This window comes from Klebsiella sp. 2680 (assembly GCF_900198535.1).
Taxonomy (GTDB): domain Bacteria; phylum Pseudomonadota; class Gammaproteobacteria; order Enterobacterales; family Enterobacteriaceae; genus Klebsiella; species Klebsiella indica.
Genome location: NZ_FZNJ01000001.1, coordinates 216,980 through 241,663, shown reverse-complemented (window position 1 = coordinate 241,663; position 24,684 = coordinate 216,980). Strand labels below are relative to the sequence as shown.

The following is a 24,684-nucleotide window of genomic DNA, read 5'->3' as shown; positions in this document are numbered from 1 at the left end:
GTAGCCCTAACTTATTGATGAAAAGACGCGTTCAGCGCTGATGCTGTGCGGAAGAGGAGTAAGACATGGCAGTATCCCCTTCATTGATCGCCGAGGCTATTCGCTGGCGACGTGATTTTCATGCTTGTCCTGAGCTGGGGTATCAGGAACAGGAAACCTCACGCCGGGTGGCCGAACTGCTCGTCTCATTTGGTCTTCAGGTGCATAGCGGGCTGGCGGGTACGGGCGTGGTTGCGACGCTGGAAAACGGCCCCGGACCGGTGATTGGCCTGCGGGCAGATATGGACGCTCTGCCGATAACCGAGTTGGGAGACGTGAGCTATAAATCGCGCAATCCTGGGGTGATGCACGCCTGTGGTCACGATGGTCATAGCGCGATGCTGCTGGCGGCAGCGGCGCATCTGGCGCAGACCCGACGTTTTCGCGGCATCGTCCACTTTGTGTTTCAGCCCGCCGAAGAGAATCTTGGCGGCGCGCGTAAAATGGTTGAAGAGGGGCTTTTCGAGCGCTTCCCGATGGACGCCATTTACGCCCTGCATAACTGGCCGGGCATTCCGCTGGGGCAGGTGGTGATTAACAGTGGTGCGATGATGGCATCGCTTGATGCATTCGAAATTACCCTGACAGGTAAAAGCTGTCATGCGGCGATGCCCGAGCGCGGCGCGGACCCCATCGTGGCCGCCGCGCAGTTGATTATGGCGCTGCAAACGATCCCTTCGCGCCGCCTGTCGCCCCAGGAGGCGACGGTGGTGAGCATTACGCAGATTGCCGGTGGCGAGGCGATTAACGTGCTGCCGGACAAAGTGGTGCTCCGCGGAACCTTTCGCTGCCTGAACAACCAGGTGCGCGAGCGGGTCAGGGGGCTGATCGAAAGCTATGTTGCCGCTCAGCCTCAGGTCTCAGACGTTGAAGGGCAAATTTTATGGTATCCCGGTTATCCGGTGACCACCAACCACGCTGTGGAAGCGCAGAAGGTGCGCGAAGCGGCAACCACTCTGCTGGGCGAATCAGCGGTAAGCTGGAACGGTAATCCATCAATGGCGTCAGAAGATTTTGCCTGCATGCTGGAGGCCTGTCCGGGAGCCTATTTCTGGATTGGCACTGACGGTGAAACGCCTTCGAAGCCGCTGCACAATGCCGGGTATGATTTTAATGACGATCTGATCCCACATGGCGTGGCGCTGTGGACGGCGCTGGTGGAGACGTTACTGGCGTAAGATGCGGTACTGCGTGCCTGTCCGGAATACAAGGTCGCGAATGCGGCAGGCTTGCCGGACGGGCAAGCCACCAGCGGTCGCCTTGCGAAGACCCAGGATACAGAGGGAGAAGCTTCCTTCTCCCTCTGTCGTATTACACGTTAACTGCGGCTTTCAGCCGGGCTTTCATTTTGCTGTAGCTTGTGCTGGCGTACTGCTCGGCCCAGCGCTGATCGGCAATGGCTTCCACCTTCACCGCACAATATTTGGTTTCCGGCGTCTTCGAGATCGGGTCGAGGTTATCCTGAGTCAGCTCGTTACAGGCGCCCACCCACCACTGATAGGTCATATACACGGCACCTGTGTTAATTCGATCGCTGATATCGGCGCGGGTCATCACCTTGCCGCGTCGGGAACTGACCCACACCAGCTGTTGGTCGGCAATCCCCAGACGCTGCGCGTCGGCGCTGTTGATTTGTAGCCGGCCGGGTTCATCGGCAAGCGCTTGCAGGGCGGCGCAGTTACCGGTCATTGAACGGCATGAATAGTGGCCGACTTCACGCACGGTACAGAGAACCAGCGGATACGCTTCATCCGGCGTTTCGGCGGGGGCACGCCACGGCGCGGCAAACAGCTGGCCCTTGCCGGTTGGCGTATCAAAGCGGTTATCTTTATACAGCCAGGGTGTGCCGGGATGATCGAGCGTCGGGCACGGCCACTGCACATGGTTCATCTCGCCCATTTTTTCATAAGTGGCGCCGTAAAATAGCGGGCAAAGTTCGCGCATTTCGTCCCAGATCTGCTGATTATTGGCGTAATGCATCGGGTAGCCCATTTCCTGCGCCAACAGGCTGATGATTTCCCAGTCGCGTTTAACGTTGCCGCTTGCTTTAATCGCCTGTTCGAAGCGCTGGAAACCGCGATCGGCGCAGGTAAAGACGCCGCCGTGCTCGCCCCACGAGGTGGCGGGCAGCAGCACATCGGCGATTTCTGCGGTTTTGGTCATAAAGATATCCTGCACCACCACAAAATCGAGCGCCTCGATACCTTTACGTACCAGCCCCAGATCGGCTTCAGTCTGCAGCGGGTCTTCGCCCATGATGTAGTAAGCTTTGATATCGCCGGTCAGCGCTTTATGCGGCACTTCGGTGATGCGGGTCCCGACCTTATCGTCCATGATCGCCGGATCAATTCCCCAGGCTTTGGCGAATTTAGCGCGAACGCTGGCATCGGTCACGTATTGATAACCGGGGAACATATTCGGCAGAACCCCCATATCGCAGGCCCCCTGCACGTTATTTTGTCCGCGCACCGGGCCGACGCCGACGTTGGGGCGTCCAAGATTGCCGGTTAATAGCGCGAGGCTCGCCAGTCCTCTGACTACATCCACCGCCTGACCAAACTGGGTCACTCCCATTCCCCACATAATGGTGGCGGAAGGCGCGGCGGCATACATGCGCATGGCCTCGCGGATGACACTTGCCGACACGCCCACGATGCCTTCGACAGCTTCGGGAGAATAGTCTTTGACCATGTCACGATAGGCATCCAGCCCTTCGGTAAAACGCGCAACATAATCGTGATTGTAGAGATCCTCTTCCAGCAGGACGTGGGCGAAGGCGTTAACCAGCGCCATATTGCTGCCGTTATTGAGCTGAAGATGACGATCGGCGATGCGGGCGGTTTCGATACGGCGCGGATCGCAGACGATGATTTTCGCGCCGTTTTCGCGCGCTTTAATCACCCGCCGGGCGACGATAGGGTGGGAGTCGGCGCAGTTATAGCCAAATACCAGCAAACATTTTGAGTTTTCGATCTCGCTAATCGAGTTGCTCATCGCGCCGTTGCCGAGCGCCAGTTGCAGCCCGGCGACCGAGGGGCCGTGACAAACGCGGGCGCAGCAGTCGACGTTATTGGTATTGAGTACCGCACGGGCGAATTTTTGCATCACATAGTTGGTTTCATTGCCGGTGCCACGGGAAGAACCGGTCGTCATGATGGCGCGCGGGCCATATTTCTCTTTTATTTCGCGCAATTTTTTCGCCGTATAGCGGATAGCTTCATCCCAACTGACCGGGGTGAATTTACCGCCTTTCTGATAGCGAATCATCGGTTGCTTCAGGCGTGGCGTCAGCAGCTGGGTATCGTTGAGAAAATCCCAGCCGTAGTAACCTTTGAGGCACAGCTGATTTTGGTTGGTTAAGCCATCAGCGGCTTCGGCACGGATAATTTTATTGTTATCGACAACCAGCTTAAGCTTGCAACCGGCTCCGCAATAAGGACAAACGCTCGTGATTTTTTTCATCAGTAACAGACCTGTTAACAGAGAATAAACAACAACGGACAGGCCGATCCGGCCAGCCATTGTCATGGCGTCATTCACCAACGCACGGGCAGATGACGAGAGCGTAATGCACAGAGCATGCCAAAATTAATTGATTGATTTTAAATGAAATATTGATGCTTACAGACCGGAGTGGCAATGATGTCGACACTAATGACGATGCCATGACGCCCGCTGGGGCGTCATGATGGCGGTTCAGGCCAGCGTCTGTAGCGCTGAGAGCGTTTCGTCCGGTAAACCCACCTGTCGGGCGGCGGCGCAAATCGCCTGCCAGCTCCCGGCATCCAGAGGAATACCCTGTGCAAGGCGTTGCTGGCGGTTAGCTTCCTCCCACTCGCCGGGCGCCAGAATTGGCGCGTCTGCATCATGCGGCGACTGTTTACACCAGTCAATAAACGCTTCGGTCTCGCGTTGCATATCCGGGGCATCGAACGCTGCCGGGCTGAGAATGACGGTGGTCATACAGTTGAAAATCGCGTCAACGCTGGTCTGCAGCGTCTCCTTATGGGAGGTTTTCCCACCGGAAACCGCGCCGCCGATAACTTCACATAATGTCGCCAGCGCGTAACCTTTATGTTCGGCAAAGGTCAGCAACGCGCCCAGCGGTGAGGTCTGCATTACTGCCGGGTCGGTGGTGGGGACGCCCTGGGCATCGATTAACGAACCAGCCGGTACCGGGACGCCTTTATGCCAGGCGACGCGGGTTTTACCAAAGGCGATGGCGCTTGTGGCGTAATCGAGCAGCAGCGGCGGATGTCCCTCACGCGGAAAAACCACGCACAACGGGTTGGTGCCAAAACGGCTGTCTTTCCCCCGAAATGGGGCGACCATAATGTTGCCGATGACGTTAACGAAGTGAATGGAGATCATCCCGGCCGCCGCGCACTGTTCCGCCCAGTAACCGATGCGGCCAATATGGTGGGCATTGCGCAGCGCGACGGCGGCCATACCGTGCTGTTTTGCTTTCTCAATGCCGATCTGCATGGCTTCGTGCGCCACCACCTGCCCGAATCCCCGGTTGCCATCGAGAGTCACGACGGCGCCCGCGTCTTTCATCACGCTGACATGGCGGTTGAACTGTAAATAGCCCTGGGCGTGGGAGCGAACGTAACTCGGGATCATCCCTACGCCGTGAGAATCGTGTCCGGCAAGGTTGGCGGCGATCAGATGGTCGGCGATCAGCGATGCTTCGGTTGGCGCGCTCCCCATATGCGTGAAAAGGGTTTCAACAAACTGCCGCAGTTCGGTGGCCTGAAAGCGATATCCTGTTTGCACTGATGTCCTCCTGTTATTGAGTGCGGGATGATTATTTTATTGTGTATGCGTTTCCATGCTGCGCGCCATGCCGGAGAAGATCAAGGTTTGAACGCCGCAGAAAAGAGGCGGGGTGAGGGAGAGAGAACAGCGTTGAGGCCCGTAAGTCTGGTCGCAGTGCGAAGAATCCTTATGATTAAAGCCTCATAATCAATCACCCATGCAGTGTTACAGGGATATATAAGAGAATACAATAATGAATACGAGTGCAATCCTGTTGTTGACCATCGCGATTTCCCTGTTGGGCATTTCAGTCTATAGCTTGTTGAGCTATATTAAAGAACGCAGGGCTAAACGTTTTCGTCCTTTTCGCCAGCGATAAGATAACCTTATTACACGGAGTATTAGCTGGCCTTATTATAGTTGTCGCGCCATGTTTTTGGTGAGACAAGATATTTTTCGCGAAATTGCTTGCTAAATAATGGATGGCTGACAAAACCGCAAATCCATGAAATCTGTTCGATGCGGAGATGTCGATTATTCTCCAACATCTCGCGTGCCGCCTCCAGACGTATTTCTTTAATCAGCGTCATGACGGATGTTTTCTGTTCATTAAAAGCTCTGTCGAGGCTGGCGCGTGAACAGCGAAGGTGTTGCGTCAGAACGTCCGGCGACAAGTTATGTTGATGATAATTCTGAATAATAAACGACTTTGCGCCATTAAAAAGGTGACTTAGTTTACCGGGCGTGAATAAGCCTTTTTCTTTTGCTACATCGGCAAGCATAATTAACGCTATGTTATGTAATCCGTCAACGATGGTGGCTGTCTCTTTACTCGAAAGCATGGCGGATTGCCGGTCCAATAATAGCATATGTGATTTCAGAAAGTTGGCCAGGTGGTGGTTTTCGAGTGATACGATCGGACTGCGTAATTTGCCATTAAAGACGTCATTGGTCATATCACTGCGTGGAATAACATAGAGTTGCTTAACGTCATTGCACTGATAATGGTAATAATCGTTGCGTTGATGAACAATTAAGGTTCCCTGATTTAGCTGCGTGGTGGCTGAATTGTTATGACTGTGAATGATCTGATTACCATGAACGATCAGTGAAATATAAATCGAGGATGCCGTAGTCTGATGTGGGTCGAATATTGTCTCGTTTCTGGAGCCCATTGCACTACAATAATCGCCATTAACGCCGGAGATTGTTTTATGATTAGCGACAATGTCTTCCGGCCGTCGGTTGTTAACGACATGAAGCCCGTAGCAGCGAATATCTTGTGAGAGTAGCTGATAGCGCGCATCCGGAGCGATATCCTCCGTGGATAAAACATGTGGAACGTACAGCGCCGTAGGTCTGGACATCGTAGTCTCTTTTCCCAGGGGTGACGGTTACAGGTGCGTGTTTTTATCCTCTCATTATAAGATTAATCTTAGTAAGATCCAGAGGTGAAACAATTTTTTTACATGTTGTTGATGGTTTCAGCGAAGTGCTGTTGCTGAATACTATTTTATAAGTATAAAACCTGGATTACTTTCGTGAAAAGACGTACTGGAATGGCCTTACTCAGTGGTCAATATCTTGCCGGGAAATACTGCTTGCCCAAGGGACTGGACAGTGAGGTAGAAATAGCGGCACTCTATATTACCTATGCCAACCGACAGAGTTGATAAGCGCATGCGTAAAGGTAAACTTATTGTTTTAATTTTGATGATTGTTTGTGTTTTAATTTTTGCGATTGTTGTTGCCTGGTTTTTATTATCCAAAGACAATTTCGCCGTGCCGGATAATGCAGCAACAGACGCTGCTGTTCTTCAGGTCGCCGGTTTAACCCGTAACGGACAACGCGATCCGCAGGCGCTGAAATCGCTTTATCAAAAACGTATTGTGGTGCGCCAGGTTAATCTTGACAGTGGTGAGCTCTTAGCGCCGGGAGCGGACAGCCGTGAGCAGAAACGCTGCGTCGAACTGGCCGCAGCGCGCGATCCGGCACAAATTCGTCAGCGCTGTTCGCTGGGCGAGGTTTATCTTGTTCGTGATAATAACGATGAAATTCAGCAGGTTATCCTCCCCATTTACGGCAAAGGCGCGAAGTCGATGATGTATGCGCTAATCGCCCTTGCCACGGATGGTCGCACGGTAAAAGACCTGCTGTATTATCAGCAAAATGAAACCCCGCTGTTGGGGGCCCGCGTGGAAGATCCGCAATGGCGCAGCCAGTGGTCAGGGAAGAAAATACGCGATAATAACGGCAAACCGACGCTGAAGGTTGTTCAGAATAACCCCGGCAAACATGATGATTATACGGTTGATGGAATTAGCGGGGCGACGTTAACCTCAACCGGTGTCGAGAAGAGTATTAATTACTGGGTGGGCGAGCAGGGGTATGGTAAATTCCTGCAGCAGTTACAACAACATCCAGATATATTAACCCGTTAAACAAAGAAATTTGTCAAATATCCTCGAAAAACCGATGTCATTCCGACATCGGTTTTTTTATCGGCCGTCATGGGGTAATTGTCCGTAGAGATTTGGCTAATAACTGAGGGTTATTAATATCTGTTTCTTTGCAACATTTTACACAAACTGTCACAGTTTGACACTTTCATGATCCAGGTCATGTACATCACGAGTAAAAATGACAACGATAATCGTTATCATTAAAACTGATGGAATGTGTCATGACCGCCCCTCGTTCTTTCCTGCTGCTCATGCTGTTTAGTCTTTTGCTTTTTGGCAGCGCGCGCGCAATGGCGCAGACTCACTATGCGCCTTATATCGAGGATATTGAGCAACGCCTTGATAAAACAGCAGAACTCTATCAGCAACAAAAAAATACTGAGGCGCGCCGCGAGGTGCAGGGCGCGTACTTTGAAGTGTTTGAAAACCTCGAAGGGCCAATCCGTATCAATATCTCGGCGCGCAAAAGCTATGAGATGGAAAGCACCTTCGGCGAAATCCGCCGCATGATCGGTGAGGGTAAACCGCTGAGCGAAGTGCAGGCGCGCATTGACGGGTTGAAGCAGGCGCTGCGTGAGGTGGAACCCATACTGGATGGCGGGCATCGGCTGGTGGCGGAAGAGCAGCATACCGCACTGTCGCGCGATGATATTGCGCTGCACTGGCAAAACAGCTTTCGCACCATTGACGATCTGCTGGCCCAGGCGGTAACGGCGTATCAGGCGGGAAATTATGCGCAGGCGAGCCAACGTGTGCAGCAGGCGCACTATCAGGGATTTAAAAATTCCGAAATGGAGACGTCGGTGCGGCAAAATCGTTCGGCGAAAGAGGCCGCCGCCATTAACCAGCAGTTTTCCGCATTGATTACGCTCACTGCCCAGCCGGATCGCATGAATGATGTCGCCTATCAGGTCACAACGTTATTACAGGATCTGGAAGATATTCTTCCGGGATTACCGACGACCCGCGACGATCAGCCGGTGAACGCGCCTTCCGCGGCGGATAACGCCGTATCAACTGACGCAACGACCGATCGTGCGGATTGGGCCAACGTCGCGGCGGGGATCAATCAAAGCATCAATGCCGCGCTTAAGCGCTATCAAAGCGGGGAAGGACAGGACGCGATCCTGGATATCCAGGACACCTATTTTGACCGCTTCGAAGCTACCGGGATGGAGAACAAAATCGGCTCCCGGGATGCGGCCTTTAAAACCGCCCTTGAGGCCCATTTTACTCGCATGGTCAGTCTGATGAAGGCCGGTCAGCCGCAGGAGAAGCTGGCAGCGGAAGCCGCTGCTCTTGAGCAGGATCTGCAAAAAGCAGTGACTATGCTGGGCGAAGGTGAAGAGACCCAGTGGAGTCTGTTGATCTACAGCCTGATGATCATTGTGCGAGAGGGGCTGGAAGCGCTGCTGATTGTGGCGGCCATTGTGGCTTATCTGGTTAAAAACGATCACCACGACAAACTGCCGCTGATTCGTCAGTCGGTCATCGTGGCGCTGGTGGCAAGCGTGGCGACGGCATTTATCTTCCAGTTGATGTTTACCAACTCCGGGGCCAGCCGCGAGCTATTGGAAGGGATCACCATGCTGATTGCCGTGGTGATGTTGTTCTTTATGAGTTACTGGCTGCTGTCGAAAGTGGAGGCCCGCCACTGGAAGGCCTGGCTTGAGGGAAAACTCTCCCATTCGCTGTCGCGTGGTTCGTTGGTAGGGCTGTGGCTGACCAGCTTCCTGGCGGTTTACCGCGAAGGCGCGGAGACGGTGCTGTTCTATTACGCCCTGATTGGCGATGCCCAGGGGCTTTCGGGACATCTCGCCATTGGCGGCGGGTTTATTATTGGCTGCGTGGTGCTGCTGATCGCCTGGCTCATCATGCGTTATTCGGTGGTTCGCTTACCGCTTAAGCCCTTCTTTATGTTTACCGGCAGTTTCATGTATCTGATGGCGTTCGTTTTCGCCGGAAAAGGGGTCCTGGAACTGGTGGAAGGCAAACTGTTCCAGCCAACGCTGATTAATGGCATGCCGGAAATCAGCTGGCTGGGGATTTACCCCTATGTGGAAACGCTTTTACCGCAAGTGGTGTTGCTGCTCGCGGCGCTGGTTGCATTCTGGATCATGCGCCGCCGACAGGCACCGGGTGAGACTATAAAAACAAATTTCTAATCATTGTAAGACGAGAGGATGAGTCAGATGACCATTAAGAATACCCTGATTATCAGCGCGACCGTAGCCAGTATTTTTACCGCCCCAGCGGCGCTGGCTTTTAAAGAATATCCGGCCGGTGAGCCGGTCACCATGAATGAGATGGAGATCGCTGCGGTTTACCTGCAGCCGATCGATATGGAACCACGCGGTATGGGACTGCCGGCGGCGAAATCGGATATCCATCTGGAAGCCGATATTCACGCGGTGGAAGGCGGTAAAAATGGTTTTGGCGCGGGTGAATGGATTCCCTATCTGACAATTTCCTACACTCTGGTCAACAGCGATACCGGTGAGAAACAAGAAGGTACCTTTATGCCAATGGTAGCGAGCGACGGCCCGCACTACGGCGCGAATATCAAGATGATGGGCGTAGGTAACTATAAAGTTACCTACCATATTGATCCGCCGTCAAAAGCCGGGATGCACCGCCATACCGATAGTGAAACCGGCGTGGGCCGCTGGTGGAAGCCGTTTGATGTGAGCTATGAGTTTAAATATGTTGGCCTGAACTGATCGTCGGTTTCGTCAGGCTATTCTCTTTGCCCTTTTGGGCGGAGGCGCGCCCGGGCCACACGCATAATGTGCAGGCGGCGCCTCCGTCGGTTCACATCTAAACAACCCGCAGCAGAGACGCCTGGTGTGACAGATCCATCGCCGCCAGATGCTTGTGTTGTTACGCGGGGTGGCCGGGGGGTCATCCCGCGGTGTGTTATTCATCCGCCGTACTGAGTTGAAGTCATGAGCTATTTTTTCGTCACGACGCTACAGGTCTTTTTCTGCATTGCGCTGCTTTCCGCTGTTCTATGGGGACGCGGCGAGCCTCCCGCACTGCGAACTCTGGTCTGGACGCTGCTCTCCGCACTGGCGGGCGGCTTGCTCACCGGGCTGTTTCTTCACCCGAGCCAGTCTCTGGAGCTGATTCTGGTTGGCGCGGAAATTCTCGTTTCATTGCTCTTTTTACTGAGCTTCTGGTGGTCTTCGCGAAGGGTGCGTTATTTGTGGCAATGGCTCCTGACCTTCGGCGCGGCGCGTCATTGGGGGCTGGACCCGAACCTTGGCGGGCTGACCTCCACACATGTTCTGAATACCGATCTGCTATTGAATATGACCGCGCTGGTGCTGGCCTTCGCGCTATTGTGCCTCGCGGCCACGCTTTGCGCCATGCTTCTGCGCAGAATGCGCTGGTGCTACTGGCCGCTGACCCTGCTGATGATTGTCCTGCTCTGGTTACCCCTCAGCGGTAACCTGCTGCTGCTGATGATGAAGCTGCAGGTCATCCCGCTGCTGAAACCGTTGCTGAGTTTTGTTGCGAAAGTGACCAATAATGCGGCGCTGTACAACTGGGTCACCGCCGCGATACTGCTACTGATGTGTCTGTGCTGGCTCCCTGCGTTATGCGGTTATTTTCGGGCGGTGAGCGCGACGGACGAACCGATTGCCCGACGCCTGGCTCAGGCTGAACGCCGCGGGGCGACCCGACTGTGGCTCACAACGCTTTGCTGCGCGCTGGCGATTGTCGGTGGTCAGCTCTGGTGGGATCTGGTCGCGTCACAGCCGCCGCGTTTATCCGAAGCCCAGCCCGTGACGCTGGCGGCCGACGGCCAGGTGCACATTCCGGTTGAACAGGTTCGCGATGGCAAACTGCATCGTTTTGTCTGGGTGGCGGATGATGGTAAAGCGATTCGCTTTTTCATTATCAACCGTTACCCCGATAAGCTGCGCTTTGGCGTGGTTTTCGACGCTTGCCTGTTGTGTGGCGATCAGGGATATGTGATGGAAGGTAATCAGGTGATTTGCGTCGCCTGCGGTGTGCATATTTTTATTCCCTCGATTGGCAAACCCGGCGGCTGCAACCCGGTGCCGATTGACGGCTGGCACAATGATGATAAAACGCTGACGATACCCGGTGCGGCGCTGGCCGTGGGGGGAAACTATTTCTCCACCGTTCTGACGATCAAAGTGACCGATCCGGTGGACGGCTCTGTCCTGACGAACACCCGCGCTGACTTTAAATACAGCTATGGCGGTAAAACCTGGTTCTTCTCTTCTGAAGCGAATTATGAGCGTTTCCGTAATGCGCCGGAGCAGTTTATTCCCGGTGCGGTGAAGGAGGAATAGCAATGCTGTGGCGAATGATCTACCAGTCCTGGGGACGCAATCTGCGGCGCAAAGCGCTGGCGATATTGACGGTGTTTCTGGCGACCAGCCTGATTTCGGCGCTGCTGGCGGTGTCTATCGACATCGGTGACAAAATGTCTCGCGAGCTGAAATCCTACGGCGCTAATATCCTGATTGAACCGGCCGGGCAGGCGGCGCTGCCCGCGCTGTTCAGTGAGCAAAGCAACCCGCTGGCCAGCGATGATTTTCTGGATGAATCCGAATTGCCGAATATCAAAGATATTTTCTGGCGCAACAATATTGTTGGCTTTGCCCCGATGCTCGGGGGCGAGGCGAACGTGGAGGGGCATGATATCCGCGTGCTGGGGACGTTTTTTAGCCAGCCGGTAGTGATTCCGGACGAAGAAGGGTACGAGACCGGGCAGCGCACGGTAAGTCCATTCTGGCAGGTGACTGGCGAATGGCCGAAGGAGCCGGTTGGTGATACGCCGCAAACCCTGGTCGGCCATGCTCTGGCGCGAAACTATGGCTGGAAGCCGGGCGATCGCCTGACGTTAAAGGCGGCGAATAGCGTGGTGAATGTGCAGGTGAGCGGTATTTTGTCCAGCGGCAGCGACGAAGATAACCAACTGGTGATGCCGCTGAGCGTGGTGCAGCGGCTGCTGGGGCTACCGGGAAAAGTGCAGGCGATCCGCGTATCGGCGCTGACGGTGCCGGAAAATGAGCTTTCGCGTCGGGCGCGTGAGGATCTCGAAGCGCTGAATGCTGAAGAGTACGATCTGTGGTACTGCACCGCGTATGTCTCATCTATCGCCCATCAGCTTGAAGAGGCGATTTCCGGCGCGGAGGTCCGCCCGGTCTGGCAGGTCGCCGCCTCGGAAGGGGTGGTTATTGATAAGATTCAGCTCCTGATGGGCGTGGTGACCTTAGCCGCGCTGGCAGCCGCCGCGATGGGCATCGCCTCGCTGATGACCAGCACAATCATGGAACGGGCCAAAGAGATTGGCCTGATGAAAGCGCTGGGGGCGCGACAGTGGCAGATTCTGCTGTTGTTCTATCTTGAAGCGGCGCTGGGGGGCCTCGTCGGCGGGGCGCTGGGCTGCCTTGCAGGGTGGGGGCTGGCAAAGGCGATCGGCATGATGCTGTTTGCCACACCGCTTAATTTTGCCTGGGTGGTGGTGCCTTGCGTGCTGGTCATTGCGGTGCTGATTTCGTTAATCGGCACCTGGTTCCCGGCCCGTCGCATTGCCCGTCTTTATCCGGTGGAGGTGCTGTATGGCCGTTAAGCGTGACATGCTATGGCTATTGGTGTGGCGGGCGTTGCGGCTGCGTATGCAGCGGGTCAGCGTCGTGTTTGCCGCGCTGGCGGTTGGCGCGACCATCGTGACGGCGCTCTCTGCCGTGTGGTTCGACATTAATAGTAAAATGAGTGAGGAACTGCGGACCTTCGGCGCCAATTTCTATATCGGGCCGGGCCACGGCACCAGTATGCCGCAGCCGGAGCTGCAGGCGATTCTCGACGGCGCGCCGACTGGCCTGATTCACGGCGCCAGTCCGTGGCTATACGGGACCGCGCGCACTGAACTCGAAAAAGTGGTGCTGGTCGGCGTGTGGTTTGAGTCGCTGCAAAAGCTGGTGCCTTACTGGCAGGTCAACGGCAACTGGATTGGCGTCAGCTTTGACGATCGTAATGCGATGATTGGCGTGAAGCTGGCGCAGCGGCTGGATCTGAATATTGGCGATAGCGTGACGCTGGTTGACCACGCCCGGCGCAAGAAGCTGTTGATTAAGGGCATCGTGGAGTCGGGTGACGCGACCGACAATATGCTGATTGTCAGCCTCGATGTGGCCCAGTCATGGCTGCAAAAGCCGGGTCTTATCAGCCACGGTCTGCTCAGCGTCAGCAACGATCTTGGTCAGGTGGAGAGCTACGCCAGCCAGCTACAGCGGCAGTATCCCGATCTTGAGATTCGCCCGGTACGGAAAGTGTCGGCATCCGAAGGGCAGGTGCTGGAGAAAATTAAAGGGCTGATGGGGCTGGTGTCGATAGTCATCCTTGCGCTCTCGTCATTGTGCGTTAACACCACGCTGATGGCGATTGTCGGTGAGCGCGCCAGAGAGTTTGCGCTGCAAAAAGCGCTGGGCGCCAGCAACGGCGACATTACCCGTCAGATGCTGCTGGAAACCAGCATCATCACGCTTGCTGCGGTGGTTTGCGGCTGGATGCTGGGCTATTTGCTGGCGCAACTGCTGGGATTAACGGTGTTTAATGCCAGTATCTCGCTGCGTCTGCCGGTGCTGCCTATTACCCTGATTCTGTCTTTACTGGTCGCCCTGCTGGCGGCCATTGTTCCGGTGCGGCGCGCGGTGAGCGTCGAGCCTGCGAAAGTGCTGAAAGGAGAGTAAACGCCATGACCGTCACGTCTTTGCGTCAGATGGCGATTGAAACGCGTCATTTATATAAGCGATTCGGCGAAGTGACCGCGCTGGAGGATATCAACCTGCGTATCGCGCGCGGCGAGTTTGTCGCCATTATGGGGGCGTCCGGCTCCGGGAAAACGACGCTAATGAATATTCTTACCTGTCTGGATACCGCCAGCGAAGGGCAGGTGATCCTCGACGGTACTGATGCGGCGGCGCTGGATGAAGAGGGACGGCGTCGCTTTCGCGCGCAAAAAATCGGGCTCGTGTTTCAGCAGTTCCATTTGATCCCATTTTTAACGGCGCTGGAAAACATCATGCTGGCGCAACATTACCATAGCGTGGTGGACGAATCCGCCGCCAGGGCGGTACTTGCCCAGGTTGGTCTTGAGCATCGCATCACCCATTTACCGAGCCAGCTTTCGGGCGGTGAGCAGCAGCGCGTCTGTATTGCACGCGCGCTGGTCAATGAACCGCCGGTTATTTTTGCTGATGAGCCGACCGGTAATCTTGATGAAGAGAACGAACAGCGGGTGCTGGATCTGCTGACCGATTTGCACCGTCAGGGGCGTACCATTGTGATGGTGACCCATAACCCGGCGCTGGGGAAATTCGCCGATCGTATCGTGCGTTTGCAGCACGGCAAGTATTTGGGGGAGGAGGTCAACCATCATGCGCATGCCTAAGGTGGTGTTTGTTCTGTTACTGGTGCTGCTCAGCGGCTGCAAAGAGGAAAAGCTGGCGCGCGGCGAAGCCGCCCCTGCGCTGGCGGCGTTCGATCTGCAGGGTAAACCGGCCAGCCTCAAGCGCTGGGAGGGGAAAGCCGTGTACCTTAATTTCTGGTCATCAGGCTGCGGCGGTTGCCTGGCGGAAATGGATACCCTGCAGGCCCTCAGCCAGCGCTGGCCGGATAAGCTGGTGGTGGTGGGCGTGAATACCGACCCGGAGTCGGTGGATATTGCGCCGCTACTGGCTCAGCACGGTATCAGTTATCCGGTGCTGCGGGATCAGCTTAAAATGACTCAGGAGCGTTATCAGGTCATCGGCACCCCGACATCGGTGTTGATTGACAGCCACGGAGTAGTGCTGGATTTGCACCAGGGCTGGCGTAAGCCTGAGGAGCTACAGACCGTATTTCGCCAGCTGGCGCAGAGATAGCGCCCTTTCGCGACAGAGGCGGGCGCGTCAGAGCATTATCGCCGATGGGGGGGCCGCCGCACCTGCGGGTTTTTATGCTGCTCTCGTTTAGCAATATTGATCTGACGTTTCCGGGCCTCACCACGACCGGGTTATCACTCTCGGGCGTCAGCGTCATTAACGCCGTTCGTCGCGTTGCCTGTTGAACCTTAGTCTTAGCACGGTCCCGTCCTGTGATAGGCCAGGGGAATGTCATCATCAGGCCTGAAATTTTTATAACCCACTGCAGGCTTTATCAGACCCTCGTCGATTTACCCTTATCCGTTTTGACAATATCTATCGCGCAGCGGCCTGATGTTATCCGCAGAAAAAAATCCGCAGATATTCATATCATCTGGAAAGAGTGGTTTTTTCTATTTTTTTTGTGATTACTGTCACCGTCAAAAAATTATAGTTTATTAATCAATTGGTTATAATCGTTAGCGGTTCTCGTAAAGAGAAGTTTTTTCTCCATTATTCCCTGATTAGAGGGAAAATAGGTAAGATTTTCTTCCTCGTCTACTATACATTTTAATTGTGGTTGAAGGGCGTAAACCACACTATCCATTATCCTTCAAACAGCTTCTTTGTTGGCTGTGTGCGGAAATTTTAGCTGCACAGTTCTCTCTGCCGCAGGGAATTTCATTGCTTATTGTTGCAATGTGCCCTGAAGGATTTTGTATATCTGTTGATGATAGCACGGTCATTTATTCTGTGACCCGTAAACGAAATATTGGCTGCTGTTTTATTCACCACGCGCACGAACAATAACAGTATCAGCCACCATATTTTATGACTAATAATAGTTTGAGTGTACCTTATGAAAACCAGAGCTAAAGATATTGCAACCCTGGCCGTTCATGCCGGAACGCAATCCGATCCGGTGAATAACGCGATATTTACTCCGATTGTCACAGCCAGTTCTTTTATACAACAAAATCTTAACGAGGGTGGGGATTTCTGTTATTCCCGTGTGTCTAATCCGACGCGTAAAGCATATGAATCAGCGCTTGCTGAGCTGGAAAGCGGCATTTATGCTACTGCCACCGCCTCAGGAATGGCCGCCACTAATCTTGTTATCGAGTTATTACCCAAGGATGCGCATATTATTGCCATGAAAGGCGTGTATGGTGGAACGTGGCGGTTATTTGAGAAACTAAAGACAGTAACCACCGGTGTCACTATTTCCTATATCGATCTTAATGATGAAAGCAGCCTGATTAATAGTATTCAGAATAATACCGCCTTAATCTGGATTGAAACACCGACCAATCCGTTACTGGAACTGGTCGATATTGCCAGGGTTTGTCGTATTGCTAAAGAACGCGACATTATGACCTGTGTCGATAATACTTTCGCCAGCGCCTGGAACCATAAACCACTCGAAATGGGGGCGGATATCGTTATGCTCTCCACCAGTAAATATGTCGGCGGGCATTCTGATTTAATCGGCGGGGCGGTGATAACCAATAATGAAGCCCTGGCAGGGCGTCTGGATTTTATCAAAACCACAATTGGCTCCATTGCATCGCCTTTTGATGCCTATCTTGCTCTGCGCGGCATGAAAACATTGGATCTGCGCATGGCGCGGCAGTGCAGTAATGCACAGCGTATTGCGGAATATCTGGCGCACCATCCGGCGATTGCCAGCGTCTATTACCCTGGCCTGCCGTCGCATCCCCAGCATCAACTGTGTAAGAAACAAATGCGTTCAGGCGGCGCGGTGGTGACCGCGACGCTGAAGGGCGATATGCAAAGTCTGAAGCGCTTTATCGGCGGACTGCACTATTTTGTGCTGGCAGAATCATTAGGTGGGGTGGAGAGCATGATTAACCATTCCGCGTCAATGTCCCACGGGGCAATGTCGAAAGAAGAACGGGAAGCGATAGGGGTATATGACACCACGCTGCGTTTTTCTGTTGGCATTGAACATATTGATGATTTGATCCAGGACCTGGATATTGCCTTTGCCGCCATGGACATCACACAGGATAACCATCATGCATGATTATGGCATCTGGACGATAATTACCCCGCTGGTCACTATTATTCTGGCGATCTTTACCCGGCAGGTGATCCTTTCGCTATTGACCGGTATTTTTGTCGGCTATGCGGTGATTAATCACAGTATTATTAATGGCGTCGGCGGGACGCTGAACGGGATTATTGAGACATTCGCGTCCGCCGGCAATGCGCGAACCATTATTTTTATGGTGATGATTGGCGGCATTATGCGGCTGATTGTGGTCACTGGCGGCGTGCGTAAACTGGTGCAGTTCCTCTCGGAGAAAAATGACTTTGTCACCAATAAAAAGTCGGTACAACTGCTGGCGATGGTGGTGACATCGTTAATCTTTATCGAGAGCTCGATAAATCAGCTTATCGCCGGGGCCTCCACGAAAAACCTGGCCCGGCGCTACAAGGTTTCGCCGGAAAAGATGTCCTATATTATTCAGACTTCCTGCGTTTCTGTCTGTTCATCGGTGATGATCAACGGCTGGGGCGCGGCGATGATGGGGGTTATCGGCGTACAGATTGCTCAGGGCTACCTGACCGGCGAACCGTTTGAAGTGCTGGCCGGTTCAATGGTGTGGAACACGATGGCCTGGTTTTCTCTCGCTTCGGTGCTTTTTTACATTCTTTCGGGCTGTAGCTGGGGACCGATGAAAAAGGCTGAAGTGAAGTTTGAAACGGCGTTGACGGAAATTGAGCAGGAGCAGGGTGAAGAAGACGCTGATACGGTCATCGACCACCCGGCATGCAATTCATTGTTGAACTTTTTTATTCCGATTTTATCCACGGTATTAATGGTACCCGTTGTTCTCTATATCACCGGCGATGGGCAGTTTTCCAAAGGCAGCGGTTCGATGTCGGTTTATTCCGGCGTTATGTTCGGTACCGTAGTCTCTTTTATCTGGTTCAGAGTGCGCGGTATTCTCAACGTTGAGAACTTTTTCAAAGAGCTGTACATCGGCTATGCCAGTATGGTCAAAATTAGCTCAATCATGATTCTTGCTTTCCTGATGGGGCATATTTCAGCGGAGCTGAATACCGGGCAATATATTGCGTCGATTACCTCCGGAGTGATCCCATCCGGGTTCTCGATTGGTTTTATCTTCCTGATTTCAGCGGTCATGTCACTGGCAACGGGAACCTCCTGGGGAACATTTGCCATTATGATCCCGATCGGCGTGCAACTGGGGGTGTCGTTGGGTATTGATCCGCACTTTATGATTGGCGCGGCTATTTCCGGTTCAATTTTTGGCGATATGACGTCACCTATCTCCAGCGACGCTATCGTCGCCTCCATGGCGACTAACTGTGACCATATTGAACATATTCGCACCCAGATGCCTTATGCGCTGGTGACCGGCGGACTGGCGCTGGTTGTCTATTTAATTGTTGGCTTTACTCTCTAACCCAAAGAGTATTTAAGGATTGACGATGACTAAGGTTATTGCGACAGAACATGCCCCGCAGGCGATTGGGCCTTATATTCAGGGCGCGCGAACCGGTAATTTTATTTTTACCTCCGGCCAGTTGCCGATTAATCCGCAAACGGGAGATATTCCTGCGTGCGCCGAAGGTCAAACCCGGCAGAGTCTGGAAAATATTCGGGCTATTATTGAAGCCGGAGGACTGACGGTCGACAATATTTGTAAGACGACTATTTTCGTAAAAGACCTGAACGAATTTGCGGTGATTAATCACGCCTATGCGGAGTTTTTCACTCAGCATCATGCTTCATTCCCGGCCCGTTCCTGCGTTGAAGTCGCTCGCTTGCCGAAAGAGGTGAAGGTGGAGATTGAAGCCGTCGCCTGGTGTGGCTAATGTAATACAAATACAATGCTACGGCGGCTTTTAGCCGCCGTTTTCACAGGAAGAGAATAACAATGCCTTCCGGAAGTGGGGGAACCCGCGCCGGACAGGCGGAGGGCCAGGCGTATTGTCTGCCGGAGGTTGCGGTCATCGGGGAGGCCGTTTCGCGCGTTGTTGATCAGCAGCGGCCTAACGTGGAGAAGCTACAGCTGCAATTATCCGCACGGCTGCAAGTGAACTCCCCGCCGCCTTCGGGCGGCGGTTAACGTTTAGCCCGGTTAATAGCGCTTATGCGCCATAATTTTGATAATTTGTCGATCGGTATGCTGCATCGCCTGAGCTGCGATCGCACAGAGATTTCGAATGGAATTCTCGACATCGCGCTCGACAATCCCGTCATTGCAGGAAACCACCGAATTATCCAGCGCCAGCAGAATCGCTTTCCAGGCGGAAGCGATACTGGTGGACACTTTCATTGCGCAACTGCCGGAAGCGCCGTCGCAAATCATGCCGCTGACATCGCCAATCATATTATTCACCGCCATGGCGATATTTTCATAGCTGCCGTTCATCAGCCAGAGAATCCCAGACGCTGCGCCCATTGCGGCGGTGGTGGCCGCACACAGGGCTGACAACCGCGGGAGTTTACAGTGGATATAGATAGCGACCAGATGTGAGAGCGCCAGCGCTCGGGCGAGTTGCTGCTGGCTGGCATTAAGCCGCTCCGCGGCGACCACTACCGGCATGGTTGCCGTTATTCCCTGGTTGCCTGAACCTGAATTGGTCATTGCCGGCAGCGTTGCGCCGCCCATTCGGGCATCCGATGCGGCGCTGGTCCGGTAGAGGATCTCGGTAAACATATCATTGGAAACCAGTCCCTTGTCCACCTGACGCTTCAGTGTGGTGCCGATGTGCAACCCCCAGTCTTTAGCCAGACCTTTTTTTGAAAGGGCGTTGTTCATCAAACCTGCGTCGAGAATAAAGCGGAGTTCTTCCGCAAGAACGTCATTAACGAAATCATAGATATCGCGTAGTGAATAACGGGCGAGCCGCTCCAGCGGGTTAAGGGGGTCGTCGCAGGTATTGCTTTCAGCTTTGATAAACAGGGAATGCCCCATTTTCTCAATCGCCACCACGTTGGTGTGGTCGCCAGAGATGGTCACCGTGGCGTGTTCATCTCCGGCGTAGACTTTAGCGCGGACATAGAGTATTTCATCGCAAGGTTCCTGCAACACGATGCGCACGGCGCCGACGTCTAGCAGCGCTCTGGCGGCGTCAATCTCCCGTGAGGTGGCTTTTTTCAGCACTTCGAGTTTTGCCTGCGGATCGCCGGCGATAGCCCCTAAGGCAGCGGCAACGGGTAATCCGGTCATTCCTGTGCCCGGGATCGTCACGCCCATCCCATTTTTCATTAAATTTGGCGAGACCGCCGCTTCGATTCGCACAATTGCGCCTGATAACTGTTGCGCCGCTACGGCGCAGGCAAGCGCAACCGATACAGGTTCGGTACAACCCAGGGCGGGTTTAACTTCCTGTTTCAGAGCATCAATAAACGTATTCCATTCAACACGGTTTTCCCGGTGTGACATGACAGGGCCTCTGGAGCGGTGCGGAAAAAATCCGCGAGTGATTGCGTTATTTCTCGAGGTTGATATACGCCGCGGCCTGCATATGTCGGTACGATGCAACACCGAGCGGCATAAACGATAGTAAGAATGTTACCCCGGTTGACAGAGAAAAAAGTTGCATCTTTAGTTTGTAAAGAGGCTATTTGAGAGAAACACTTTCTCTTTTATGGTTATTTTTGGAATTTTTAATTTTGTCGAGGAAGAGCGGGATGAGAGAGGAGAGAAAAACCGGCAATCTTGCCGGTTTATAGTAATTAGATCTTACATGCGTCGCCGCAATCATCATCGGCAACGAGCGCCTGCGCCTTTTTGTCCGCCTCTTCAAGGCGTTCCGCGTTACGCTCTTGCGCTTCCTCTAGTCCGCTAAAAGTCAGGTTGTCGAGATCAATTTCCATACATTATCCACTTCAGTTCAGTTTTGACTGCCGTCAAGTATAGGCAAAATGGCAGGGAGATGCATCCTTACGGAATCGTGCAGAAAGCGATCATGCATCACCGATGGGGGACCAGAGCCTGTCAGGTTCAGCAAAATACTCTTCAACGCGGGAGAAAAAGCGGCTGGCGTGCAGACCATCGACAAAAGCATGGTTGAATTTGCCCGCGACCGGGATAATGCCATTTTTCAGCTTGCCCCAGGTGAGCGCGGGAACCGCTGCGCCCACGTAATACTCAGCGTGAGTGATGGCACTGAAATGCAGCCACGGCAGGCAACTGGCGCAGAAATAGTTTTCACCGGTGACGATAAGGGGGGCTGGCGACGTGTGTTTTGCGGCTTCAATCTTCGGGGTCGCGACGCGGCTAAAGGTGGCAAAATCATCGGCGTTATCGCACCATACCTGGCGGAATCCTTCTTGCCCGGTCATCACCGGCGTCATCACTGCCAGTTCATCATATTCGATAATGTCGTCGCCTGAACGGCGTTGTTTAAGTTGTGGGACGCCGTTTACCGCGCGCATCAGCGCGTAGAGCGCCAACTGAAAAAAAGAGACATTCCGGTCTTTCGCGCAGTCGTACAGCCGCTGGGCAGCTATCGGCACGCAGAGATTAAATGCCGGGTTGGCAAAGCGGCGATAAAAATCAAAATGATCTTTGCGCGGCCAGTTTTGTTTATCGATTACGCGGTAATGGGTCATGGTTGTCTCCTGTTTACGGTTTGCCAGCACCTGATGCGACGATGTCAATCGGGTTGCCAACAGCGCGCGATAGCCGCCATCGCGATGTTTTCCGTCGCGAGGCTTACGCGCATTTTCGAATAACAATTCCTATTCCAGGCGTCAGTGTTACACTAACTTAATGTGATCTTTGTCATATTGCGATTAAAACAGAGAGAAGAGATATTGCTATGCAACATATTATTGAGGGCTTCCTCAACTTTCAGAAAGAGATCTTTCCGCAGCGTAAAGAGCTCTTCCGTAGCCTGGCAAACAGCCAGAATCCGAAAGCATTGTTTATTTCCTGTTCAGATAGCCGCCTGGTGCCGGAACTGGTGACCCAGCAGGAGCCGGGGCAGCTTTTTGTGATTCGTAACGCCGGTAATATCGTTCCCTCTTTTGGGCCCGAACCCGGTGGGGTTTCCGCGACAATTGAGTATGCCGTTGTTGCCCTTGGCGTTACCGATATTGTAATTTGCGGCCACTCTAACTGCGGTGCAATGAAAGCTATCGCCACCTGCCAGTGCCTGGATACGATGCCTGCCGTGTCCCATTGGTTGCACTATGCCGACGCGGCGAAAGCTGTTGTTGAGAAAAAAACCTGGGATAATGAGACCGATAAAGTGAATGGAATGGTACAGGAAAATGTTATCGCGCAGTTGAATAATATCAAAACCCACCCGTCGGTTGCTGTTGGCCTGCGTGATAATACCCTCCGCCTGCACGGCTGGTTCTATGATATCGAAAGCGGGGATATTCGTGCGCTGGATAAGAACAGCAAAAATTTTGTTTCGCTGTCTGAAAACCCGGACGTCTATTTCGAGTAAACCCGTCATCGACAGGGCACGGACGCCCTGTCAGTTTTACTTCCCGATCGTGACATTCTTATCGGTCATATGTGCCTTCTGACGCTGAAAACGCGCATTATTCTGTGGGGCGATACACAGGCGCATTCGCACGACAAGCCCGTCAGCATGTGTCGATAAGCGGCTGTTCCGCCGCTTGTGGCTTATAATACGCCGTCGCCGCCATCGGAGCACCAGACCTGACCGGAAGTGAAGGAGCAGGCGTCGGACGCGAGGGTAACGTACAGCGGGGCAATCTCAACCGGTTGACCGGGGCGGCCCAGTGGCGTATCGGCACCAAACTGGCGCACTTTCTCCGCCGGTTGTCCACCGCTGGACTGGAGCACCGTCCAGTAAGGGCCTGGCGCCACGGCGTTAACCCGAATGCCTCTGGGTCCCAGTTGTTTGGCCAGCGATTTGGTAAACGCCACCAGGCAAGCCTTCGTTTGCGCATAATCCAGCAGAATGGGGCTCGGCTTAAAGGCCTGTACCGATGATGTATTAATAATTGCGCTATGTTGTTGAAGATGAGGCAGGGCGGCTTTGGTTATCCAGAATGCCGCGTATACGTTTGTTTTGAAGGTGGCGTCAAAGTCCTCGGTCGAAAGCGCTTCCAGCGATTGACAATATTGCTGGCGTCCGGCGTTATTGACCAGAATATCCAGGCCGCCGAGTTCGCTGACGGCCTGTTCCACCAGCTGTTGACAAAAAGATTCGCTACGAATATCTCCCGGTATCGCCACGGCCTGGCGTCCTTCCTCCTGAATCAACGTCATCACGGCTTTAGCATCCGATTCCTCTTCCGGTAGATAGTTTATCGCCACATCGGCACCTTCACGCGCGAAGGCGATGGCAACCGCACGTCCAATTCCGGAGTCCGCGCCGGTAATCAGCGCGCGTTTTCCCGCCAGCCGACCAGAACCGACATAGCTTTGTTCACCATGATCGGGTTCCGGTTGCATCTTATGTGCCAGACCCGGCGGGAATTGGGGCTGATCGACAAAAGGCGGGCAGGGATAGCTGGCGGTATTTTTAGTGCTGTCGTGCATACAGACCTCCTCATGCTAAAAGATGAATAGCCTGTCCAGGCTGGACGTCTTCCACTTGCCATTTTGTCGGGCGTTTGCGGACGGCCCGGACTGCCACGCATCTGTAAGGATAGACGCTAAGCCCCGGTCTTCAGCCAGCCAGAAAGTTTTTAACGAGCGATAACTGGACGAATTTTTTATTATTTCAGCCAGTTTGCGGGTTAATTAATGGTAATTTACTGATTGTCGGGAAGCTTTTCTAAATGTGACGATGTAGCGTCAGAGATGATTTTAAGATTATTCTAACGAAGCGCGCTTTTCATCGTCAGGCCAATTTTACGTATGCCAGTGGATATATTTAAGCAGGGCGAGAGAGGAATAAAAAATATTTTTTTCGGTTGCCGGATAAATTCTTCAGGTTGTGAAAATAAGCATTAGCGACCAGACTGAATAAGACATGAGTAAAATGTCGGAGGGGCTGATGAAAAAGTTACTGCTTATTATTTTCTGCTGGCTGATGGTTCCTGGCGTTTATGCCGAAGCAGAGGGGGGATTTAAAAATGACACCGTTCCACCCCCTCCCCATAAGCTTGATGACGGCTATCGTGGAACCGAAGATAGCCGGATTATGACCGTGCGGCAGGCCCTGAGCATGCATGACGGGGCAACCATCTCTTTACGCGGTAATCTTATTGAGCAGTATGGTGATGACCGCTATCGCTTTCGCGATAAAACCGACACCATTGCGGTCACTATTCCCGCCGCGGTTTTCGCCGGTCGGGAAGTCAGGCCCGATCAGATGATCAGCATTAATGGCAGTCTGGATAAGAAAATGACGCCGCCGATGGTGCGAGTGGACAGAATACAGAAATAACCGCTGAGACAGGAGAAAAAAATGTCCGTACAGAATCCAGCCGATCCCGATAAACGCGGGCGGCATCCGGCGAAAAAGGATCCCCGCGAGCAGGGGGAAATACCGCGTAAAAGAGAGGATAGCGAGGCGCATAACCCGCGGAAACATGGATAAGACG

General features: G+C 53.5%; 25 protein-coding genes. 18 read left to right on the top strand and 7 right to left on the bottom strand.

The window, feature by feature from the left end; all coding sequences use genetic code 11:
- Window positions 1-65: 65 nt before the first annotated feature.
- Window positions 66-1,217, top strand: coding sequence for a M20 aminoacylase family protein (locus FN037_RS01295; protein ID WP_138358797.1), 1,152 nt, complete (start codon window positions 66-68; stop codon window positions 1,215-1,217).
- 133 nt (window positions 1,218-1,350) lie between these two features.
- Here the strand turns inward: FN037_RS01295 and fdhF are convergent, their stop codons facing one another.
- On the bottom strand, window positions 1,351-3,501 hold the full coding sequence (gene fdhF / locus FN037_RS01290) for a formate dehydrogenase subunit alpha (protein WP_138358799.1): 2,151 nt from the start codon (window positions 3,499-3,501) through the stop codon (window positions 1,351-1,353).
- Window positions 3,502-3,735: 234 nt separating this feature from the next.
- On the bottom strand, window positions 3,736-4,815 hold the full coding sequence (locus FN037_RS01285; protein ID WP_142501398.1) for a malate/lactate/ureidoglycolate dehydrogenase: 1,080 nt from the start codon (window positions 4,813-4,815) through the stop codon (window positions 3,736-3,738).
- Between the two features lie 235 nt (window positions 4,816-5,050).
- Here FN037_RS01285 and FN037_RS01280 point away from each other — a divergent pair, with 235 nt between their 5' ends.
- Window positions 5,051-5,176, top strand: coding sequence for a small membrane protein (locus tag FN037_RS01280; RefSeq protein ID WP_138358803.1), 126 nt, complete (start codon window positions 5,051-5,053; stop codon window positions 5,174-5,176).
- A 22-nt stretch (window positions 5,177-5,198) separates the two neighbouring features.
- Here FN037_RS01280 and FN037_RS01275 read toward each other — a convergent pair whose 3' ends face one another.
- Window positions 5,199-6,164 (bottom strand): helix-turn-helix domain-containing protein, encoded by a 966-nt coding sequence (locus FN037_RS01275; protein WP_142501397.1) that lies wholly within the window; start codon window positions 6,162-6,164, stop codon window positions 5,199-5,201.
- A 174-nt stretch (window positions 6,165-6,338) separates the two neighbouring features.
- Between FN037_RS01275 and FN037_RS24480 the strand changes: the two genes are divergently transcribed.
- The 13 genes from FN037_RS24480 (at window position 6,339) to FN037_RS01215 (ending at window position 19,267) form a co-directional block, all read left to right on the top strand.
- Window positions 6,339-6,470: a hypothetical protein gene (locus tag FN037_RS24480; RefSeq protein ID WP_260607786.1), complete on the top strand. Its 132-nt coding sequence runs from the start codon at window positions 6,339-6,341 to the stop codon at window positions 6,468-6,470.
- 7 nt (window positions 6,471-6,477) lie between these two features.
- Window positions 6,478-7,239, top strand: a complete 762-nt coding sequence (nqrC, locus tag FN037_RS01270) for an NADH:ubiquinone reductase (Na(+)-transporting) subunit C (RefSeq protein WP_142501396.1) — start codon at window positions 6,478-6,480, stop codon at window positions 7,237-7,239.
- Between the two features lie 242 nt (window positions 7,240-7,481).
- Complete coding sequence (locus tag FN037_RS01265; RefSeq protein WP_142501395.1) at window positions 7,482-9,425, top strand: FTR1 family protein; 1,944 nt, start codon at window positions 7,482-7,484, stop codon at window positions 9,423-9,425.
- 27 nt (window positions 9,426-9,452) lie between these two features.
- Complete coding sequence (locus FN037_RS01260) at window positions 9,453-9,980, top strand: iron transporter (protein ID WP_138358811.1); 528 nt, start codon at window positions 9,453-9,455, stop codon at window positions 9,978-9,980.
- 225 nt (window positions 9,981-10,205) lie between these two features.
- A complete protein-coding gene (locus FN037_RS01255; protein WP_142501394.1) occupies window positions 10,206-11,585 on the top strand; it encodes a Fe-S-containing protein in 1,380 nt (459 codons plus the stop codon).
- A 2-nt stretch (window positions 11,586-11,587) separates the two neighbouring features.
- Window positions 11,588-12,871, top strand: a complete 1,284-nt coding sequence (locus FN037_RS01250) for an ABC transporter permease (RefSeq protein ID WP_142501393.1) — start codon at window positions 11,588-11,590, stop codon at window positions 12,869-12,871.
- Window positions 12,861-13,991 carry an FtsX-like permease family protein gene (locus tag FN037_RS01245; RefSeq protein ID WP_138358817.1) on the top strand — a complete coding sequence of 377 codons (1,131 nt, stop codon included), beginning with the start codon at window positions 12,861-12,863 and terminating at the stop codon, window positions 13,989-13,991. Before FN037_RS01250 ends, FN037_RS01245 begins: the two co-directional genes overlap by 11 nt.
- A 5-nt stretch (window positions 13,992-13,996) precedes the next feature.
- Window positions 13,997-14,692 carry an ABC transporter ATP-binding protein gene (locus FN037_RS01240; RefSeq protein WP_142501392.1) on the top strand — a complete coding sequence of 232 codons (696 nt, stop codon included), beginning with the start codon at window positions 13,997-13,999 and terminating at the stop codon, window positions 14,690-14,692.
- Window positions 14,679-15,164: a TlpA disulfide reductase family protein gene (locus FN037_RS01235; protein ID WP_138358821.1), complete on the top strand. Its 486-nt coding sequence runs from the start codon at window positions 14,679-14,681 to the stop codon at window positions 15,162-15,164. Before FN037_RS01240 ends, FN037_RS01235 begins: the two co-directional genes overlap by 14 nt.
- Before the next feature lie 838 nt (window positions 15,165-16,002).
- Window positions 16,003-17,190, top strand: a complete 1,188-nt coding sequence (locus FN037_RS01230; RefSeq protein WP_142501391.1) for a trans-sulfuration enzyme family protein — start codon at window positions 16,003-16,005, stop codon at window positions 17,188-17,190.
- Window positions 17,183-18,601, top strand: coding sequence for a Na+/H+ antiporter NhaC family protein (locus FN037_RS01225; RefSeq protein WP_138358825.1), 1,419 nt, complete (start codon window positions 17,183-17,185; stop codon window positions 18,599-18,601). Before FN037_RS01230 ends, FN037_RS01225 begins: the two co-directional genes overlap by 8 nt.
- A 25-nt stretch (window positions 18,602-18,626) precedes the next feature.
- Complete coding sequence (locus FN037_RS01220) at window positions 18,627-19,013, top strand: RidA family protein (protein ID WP_138358827.1); 387 nt, start codon at window positions 18,627-18,629, stop codon at window positions 19,011-19,013.
- A gap of 62 nt (window positions 19,014-19,075) precedes the next feature.
- Complete coding sequence (locus tag FN037_RS01215) at window positions 19,076-19,267, top strand: hypothetical protein (protein ID WP_138358829.1); 192 nt, start codon at window positions 19,076-19,078, stop codon at window positions 19,265-19,267.
- A gap of 12 nt (window positions 19,268-19,279) precedes the next feature.
- On the opposite strand, the gene FN037_RS01210 is transcribed toward FN037_RS01215, so the two are convergent.
- From FN037_RS01210 to FN037_RS01200, 3 genes are all read right to left on the bottom strand, one after another.
- Window positions 19,280-20,590: a serine dehydratase subunit alpha family protein gene (locus FN037_RS01210; protein WP_142501390.1), complete on the bottom strand. Its 1,311-nt coding sequence runs from the start codon at window positions 20,588-20,590 to the stop codon at window positions 19,280-19,282.
- 293 nt (window positions 20,591-20,883) lie between these two features.
- A complete protein-coding gene (locus FN037_RS01205; protein ID WP_138358833.1) occupies window positions 20,884-21,024 on the bottom strand; it encodes a hypothetical protein in 141 nt (46 codons plus the stop codon).
- Window positions 21,025-21,114: 90 nt separating this feature from the next.
- Window positions 21,115-21,762: a CatA-like O-acetyltransferase, family 1 gene (locus FN037_RS01200; RefSeq protein ID WP_142501858.1), complete on the bottom strand. Its 648-nt coding sequence runs from the start codon at window positions 21,760-21,762 to the stop codon at window positions 21,115-21,117.
- Window positions 21,763-21,971: 209 nt separating this feature from the next.
- Here FN037_RS01200 and FN037_RS01195 point away from each other — a divergent pair, with 209 nt between their 5' ends.
- On the top strand, window positions 21,972-22,607 hold the full coding sequence (locus FN037_RS01195) for a carbonic anhydrase (RefSeq protein ID WP_138358835.1): 636 nt from the start codon (window positions 21,972-21,974) through the stop codon (window positions 22,605-22,607).
- 182 nt (window positions 22,608-22,789) lie between these two features.
- Here the strand turns inward: FN037_RS01195 and FN037_RS01190 are convergent, their stop codons facing one another.
- Complete coding sequence (locus tag FN037_RS01190; protein ID WP_142501389.1) at window positions 22,790-23,674, bottom strand: SDR family oxidoreductase; 885 nt, start codon at window positions 23,672-23,674, stop codon at window positions 22,790-22,792.
- 460 nt (window positions 23,675-24,134) lie between these two features.
- Here FN037_RS01190 and FN037_RS01185 point away from each other — a divergent pair, with 460 nt between their 5' ends.
- Complete coding sequence (locus FN037_RS01185; protein WP_142501388.1) at window positions 24,135-24,527, top strand: YdeI family stress tolerance OB fold protein; 393 nt, start codon at window positions 24,135-24,137, stop codon at window positions 24,525-24,527.
- Between the two features lie 21 nt (window positions 24,528-24,548).
- On the top strand, window positions 24,549-24,680 hold the full coding sequence (locus tag FN037_RS24475; protein ID WP_241675605.1) for a hypothetical protein: 132 nt from the start codon (window positions 24,549-24,551) through the stop codon (window positions 24,678-24,680).
- Window positions 24,681-24,684 lie beyond the last annotated feature (4 nt).

Coding starts and splice junctions, on each gene's coding strand:
- FN037_RS01295 (WP_138358797.1), top strand. CDS start 66: ATGGCAGTATCCCCTTCATTGATCGCCGAGGCTATTCGCTGGCGACGT.
- fdhF (WP_138358799.1), bottom strand. CDS start 3,501: ATGAAAAAAATCACGAGCGTTTGTCCTTATTGCGGAGCCGGTTGCAAG.
- FN037_RS01280 (WP_138358803.1), top strand. CDS start 5,051: ATGAATACGAGTGCAATCCTGTTGTTGACCATCGCGATTTCCCTGTTG.
- FN037_RS01275 (WP_142501397.1), bottom strand. CDS start 6,164: ATGTCCAGACCTACGGCGCTGTACGTTCCACATGTTTTATCCACGGAG.
- nqrC (WP_142501396.1), top strand. CDS start 6,478: ATGCGTAAAGGTAAACTTATTGTTTTAATTTTGATGATTGTTTGTGTT.
- FN037_RS01265 (WP_142501395.1), top strand. CDS start 7,482: ATGACCGCCCCTCGTTCTTTCCTGCTGCTCATGCTGTTTAGTCTTTTG.
- FN037_RS01260 (WP_138358811.1), top strand. CDS start 9,453: ATGACCATTAAGAATACCCTGATTATCAGCGCGACCGTAGCCAGTATT.
- FN037_RS01255 (WP_142501394.1), top strand. CDS start 10,206: ATGAGCTATTTTTTCGTCACGACGCTACAGGTCTTTTTCTGCATTGCG.
- FN037_RS01250 (WP_142501393.1), top strand. CDS start 11,588: ATGCTGTGGCGAATGATCTACCAGTCCTGGGGACGCAATCTGCGGCGC.
- FN037_RS01245 (WP_138358817.1), top strand. CDS start 12,861: ATGGCCGTTAAGCGTGACATGCTATGGCTATTGGTGTGGCGGGCGTTG.
- FN037_RS01240 (WP_142501392.1), top strand. CDS start 13,997: ATGACCGTCACGTCTTTGCGTCAGATGGCGATTGAAACGCGTCATTTA.
- FN037_RS01235 (WP_138358821.1), top strand. CDS start 14,679: ATGCGCATGCCTAAGGTGGTGTTTGTTCTGTTACTGGTGCTGCTCAGC.
- FN037_RS01230 (WP_142501391.1), top strand. CDS start 16,003: ATGAAAACCAGAGCTAAAGATATTGCAACCCTGGCCGTTCATGCCGGA.
- FN037_RS01225 (WP_138358825.1), top strand. CDS start 17,183: ATGCATGATTATGGCATCTGGACGATAATTACCCCGCTGGTCACTATT.
- FN037_RS01220 (WP_138358827.1), top strand. CDS start 18,627: ATGACTAAGGTTATTGCGACAGAACATGCCCCGCAGGCGATTGGGCCT.
- FN037_RS01215 (WP_138358829.1), top strand. CDS start 19,076: ATGCCTTCCGGAAGTGGGGGAACCCGCGCCGGACAGGCGGAGGGCCAG.
- FN037_RS01210 (WP_142501390.1), bottom strand. CDS start 20,590: ATGTCACACCGGGAAAACCGTGTTGAATGGAATACGTTTATTGATGCT.
- FN037_RS01205 (WP_138358833.1), bottom strand. CDS start 21,024: ATGGAAATTGATCTCGACAACCTGACTTTTAGCGGACTAGAGGAAGCG.
- FN037_RS01200 (WP_142501858.1), bottom strand. CDS start 21,762: ATGACCCATTACCGCGTAATCGATAAACAAAACTGGCCGCGCAAAGAT.
- FN037_RS01195 (WP_138358835.1), top strand. CDS start 21,972: ATGCAACATATTATTGAGGGCTTCCTCAACTTTCAGAAAGAGATCTTT.
- FN037_RS01190 (WP_142501389.1), bottom strand. CDS start 23,674: ATGCACGACAGCACTAAAAATACCGCCAGCTATCCCTGCCCGCCTTTT.
- FN037_RS01185 (WP_142501388.1), top strand. CDS start 24,135: ATGAAAAAGTTACTGCTTATTATTTTCTGCTGGCTGATGGTTCCTGGC.
- FN037_RS24475 (WP_241675605.1), top strand. CDS start 24,549: ATGTCCGTACAGAATCCAGCCGATCCCGATAAACGCGGGCGGCATCCG.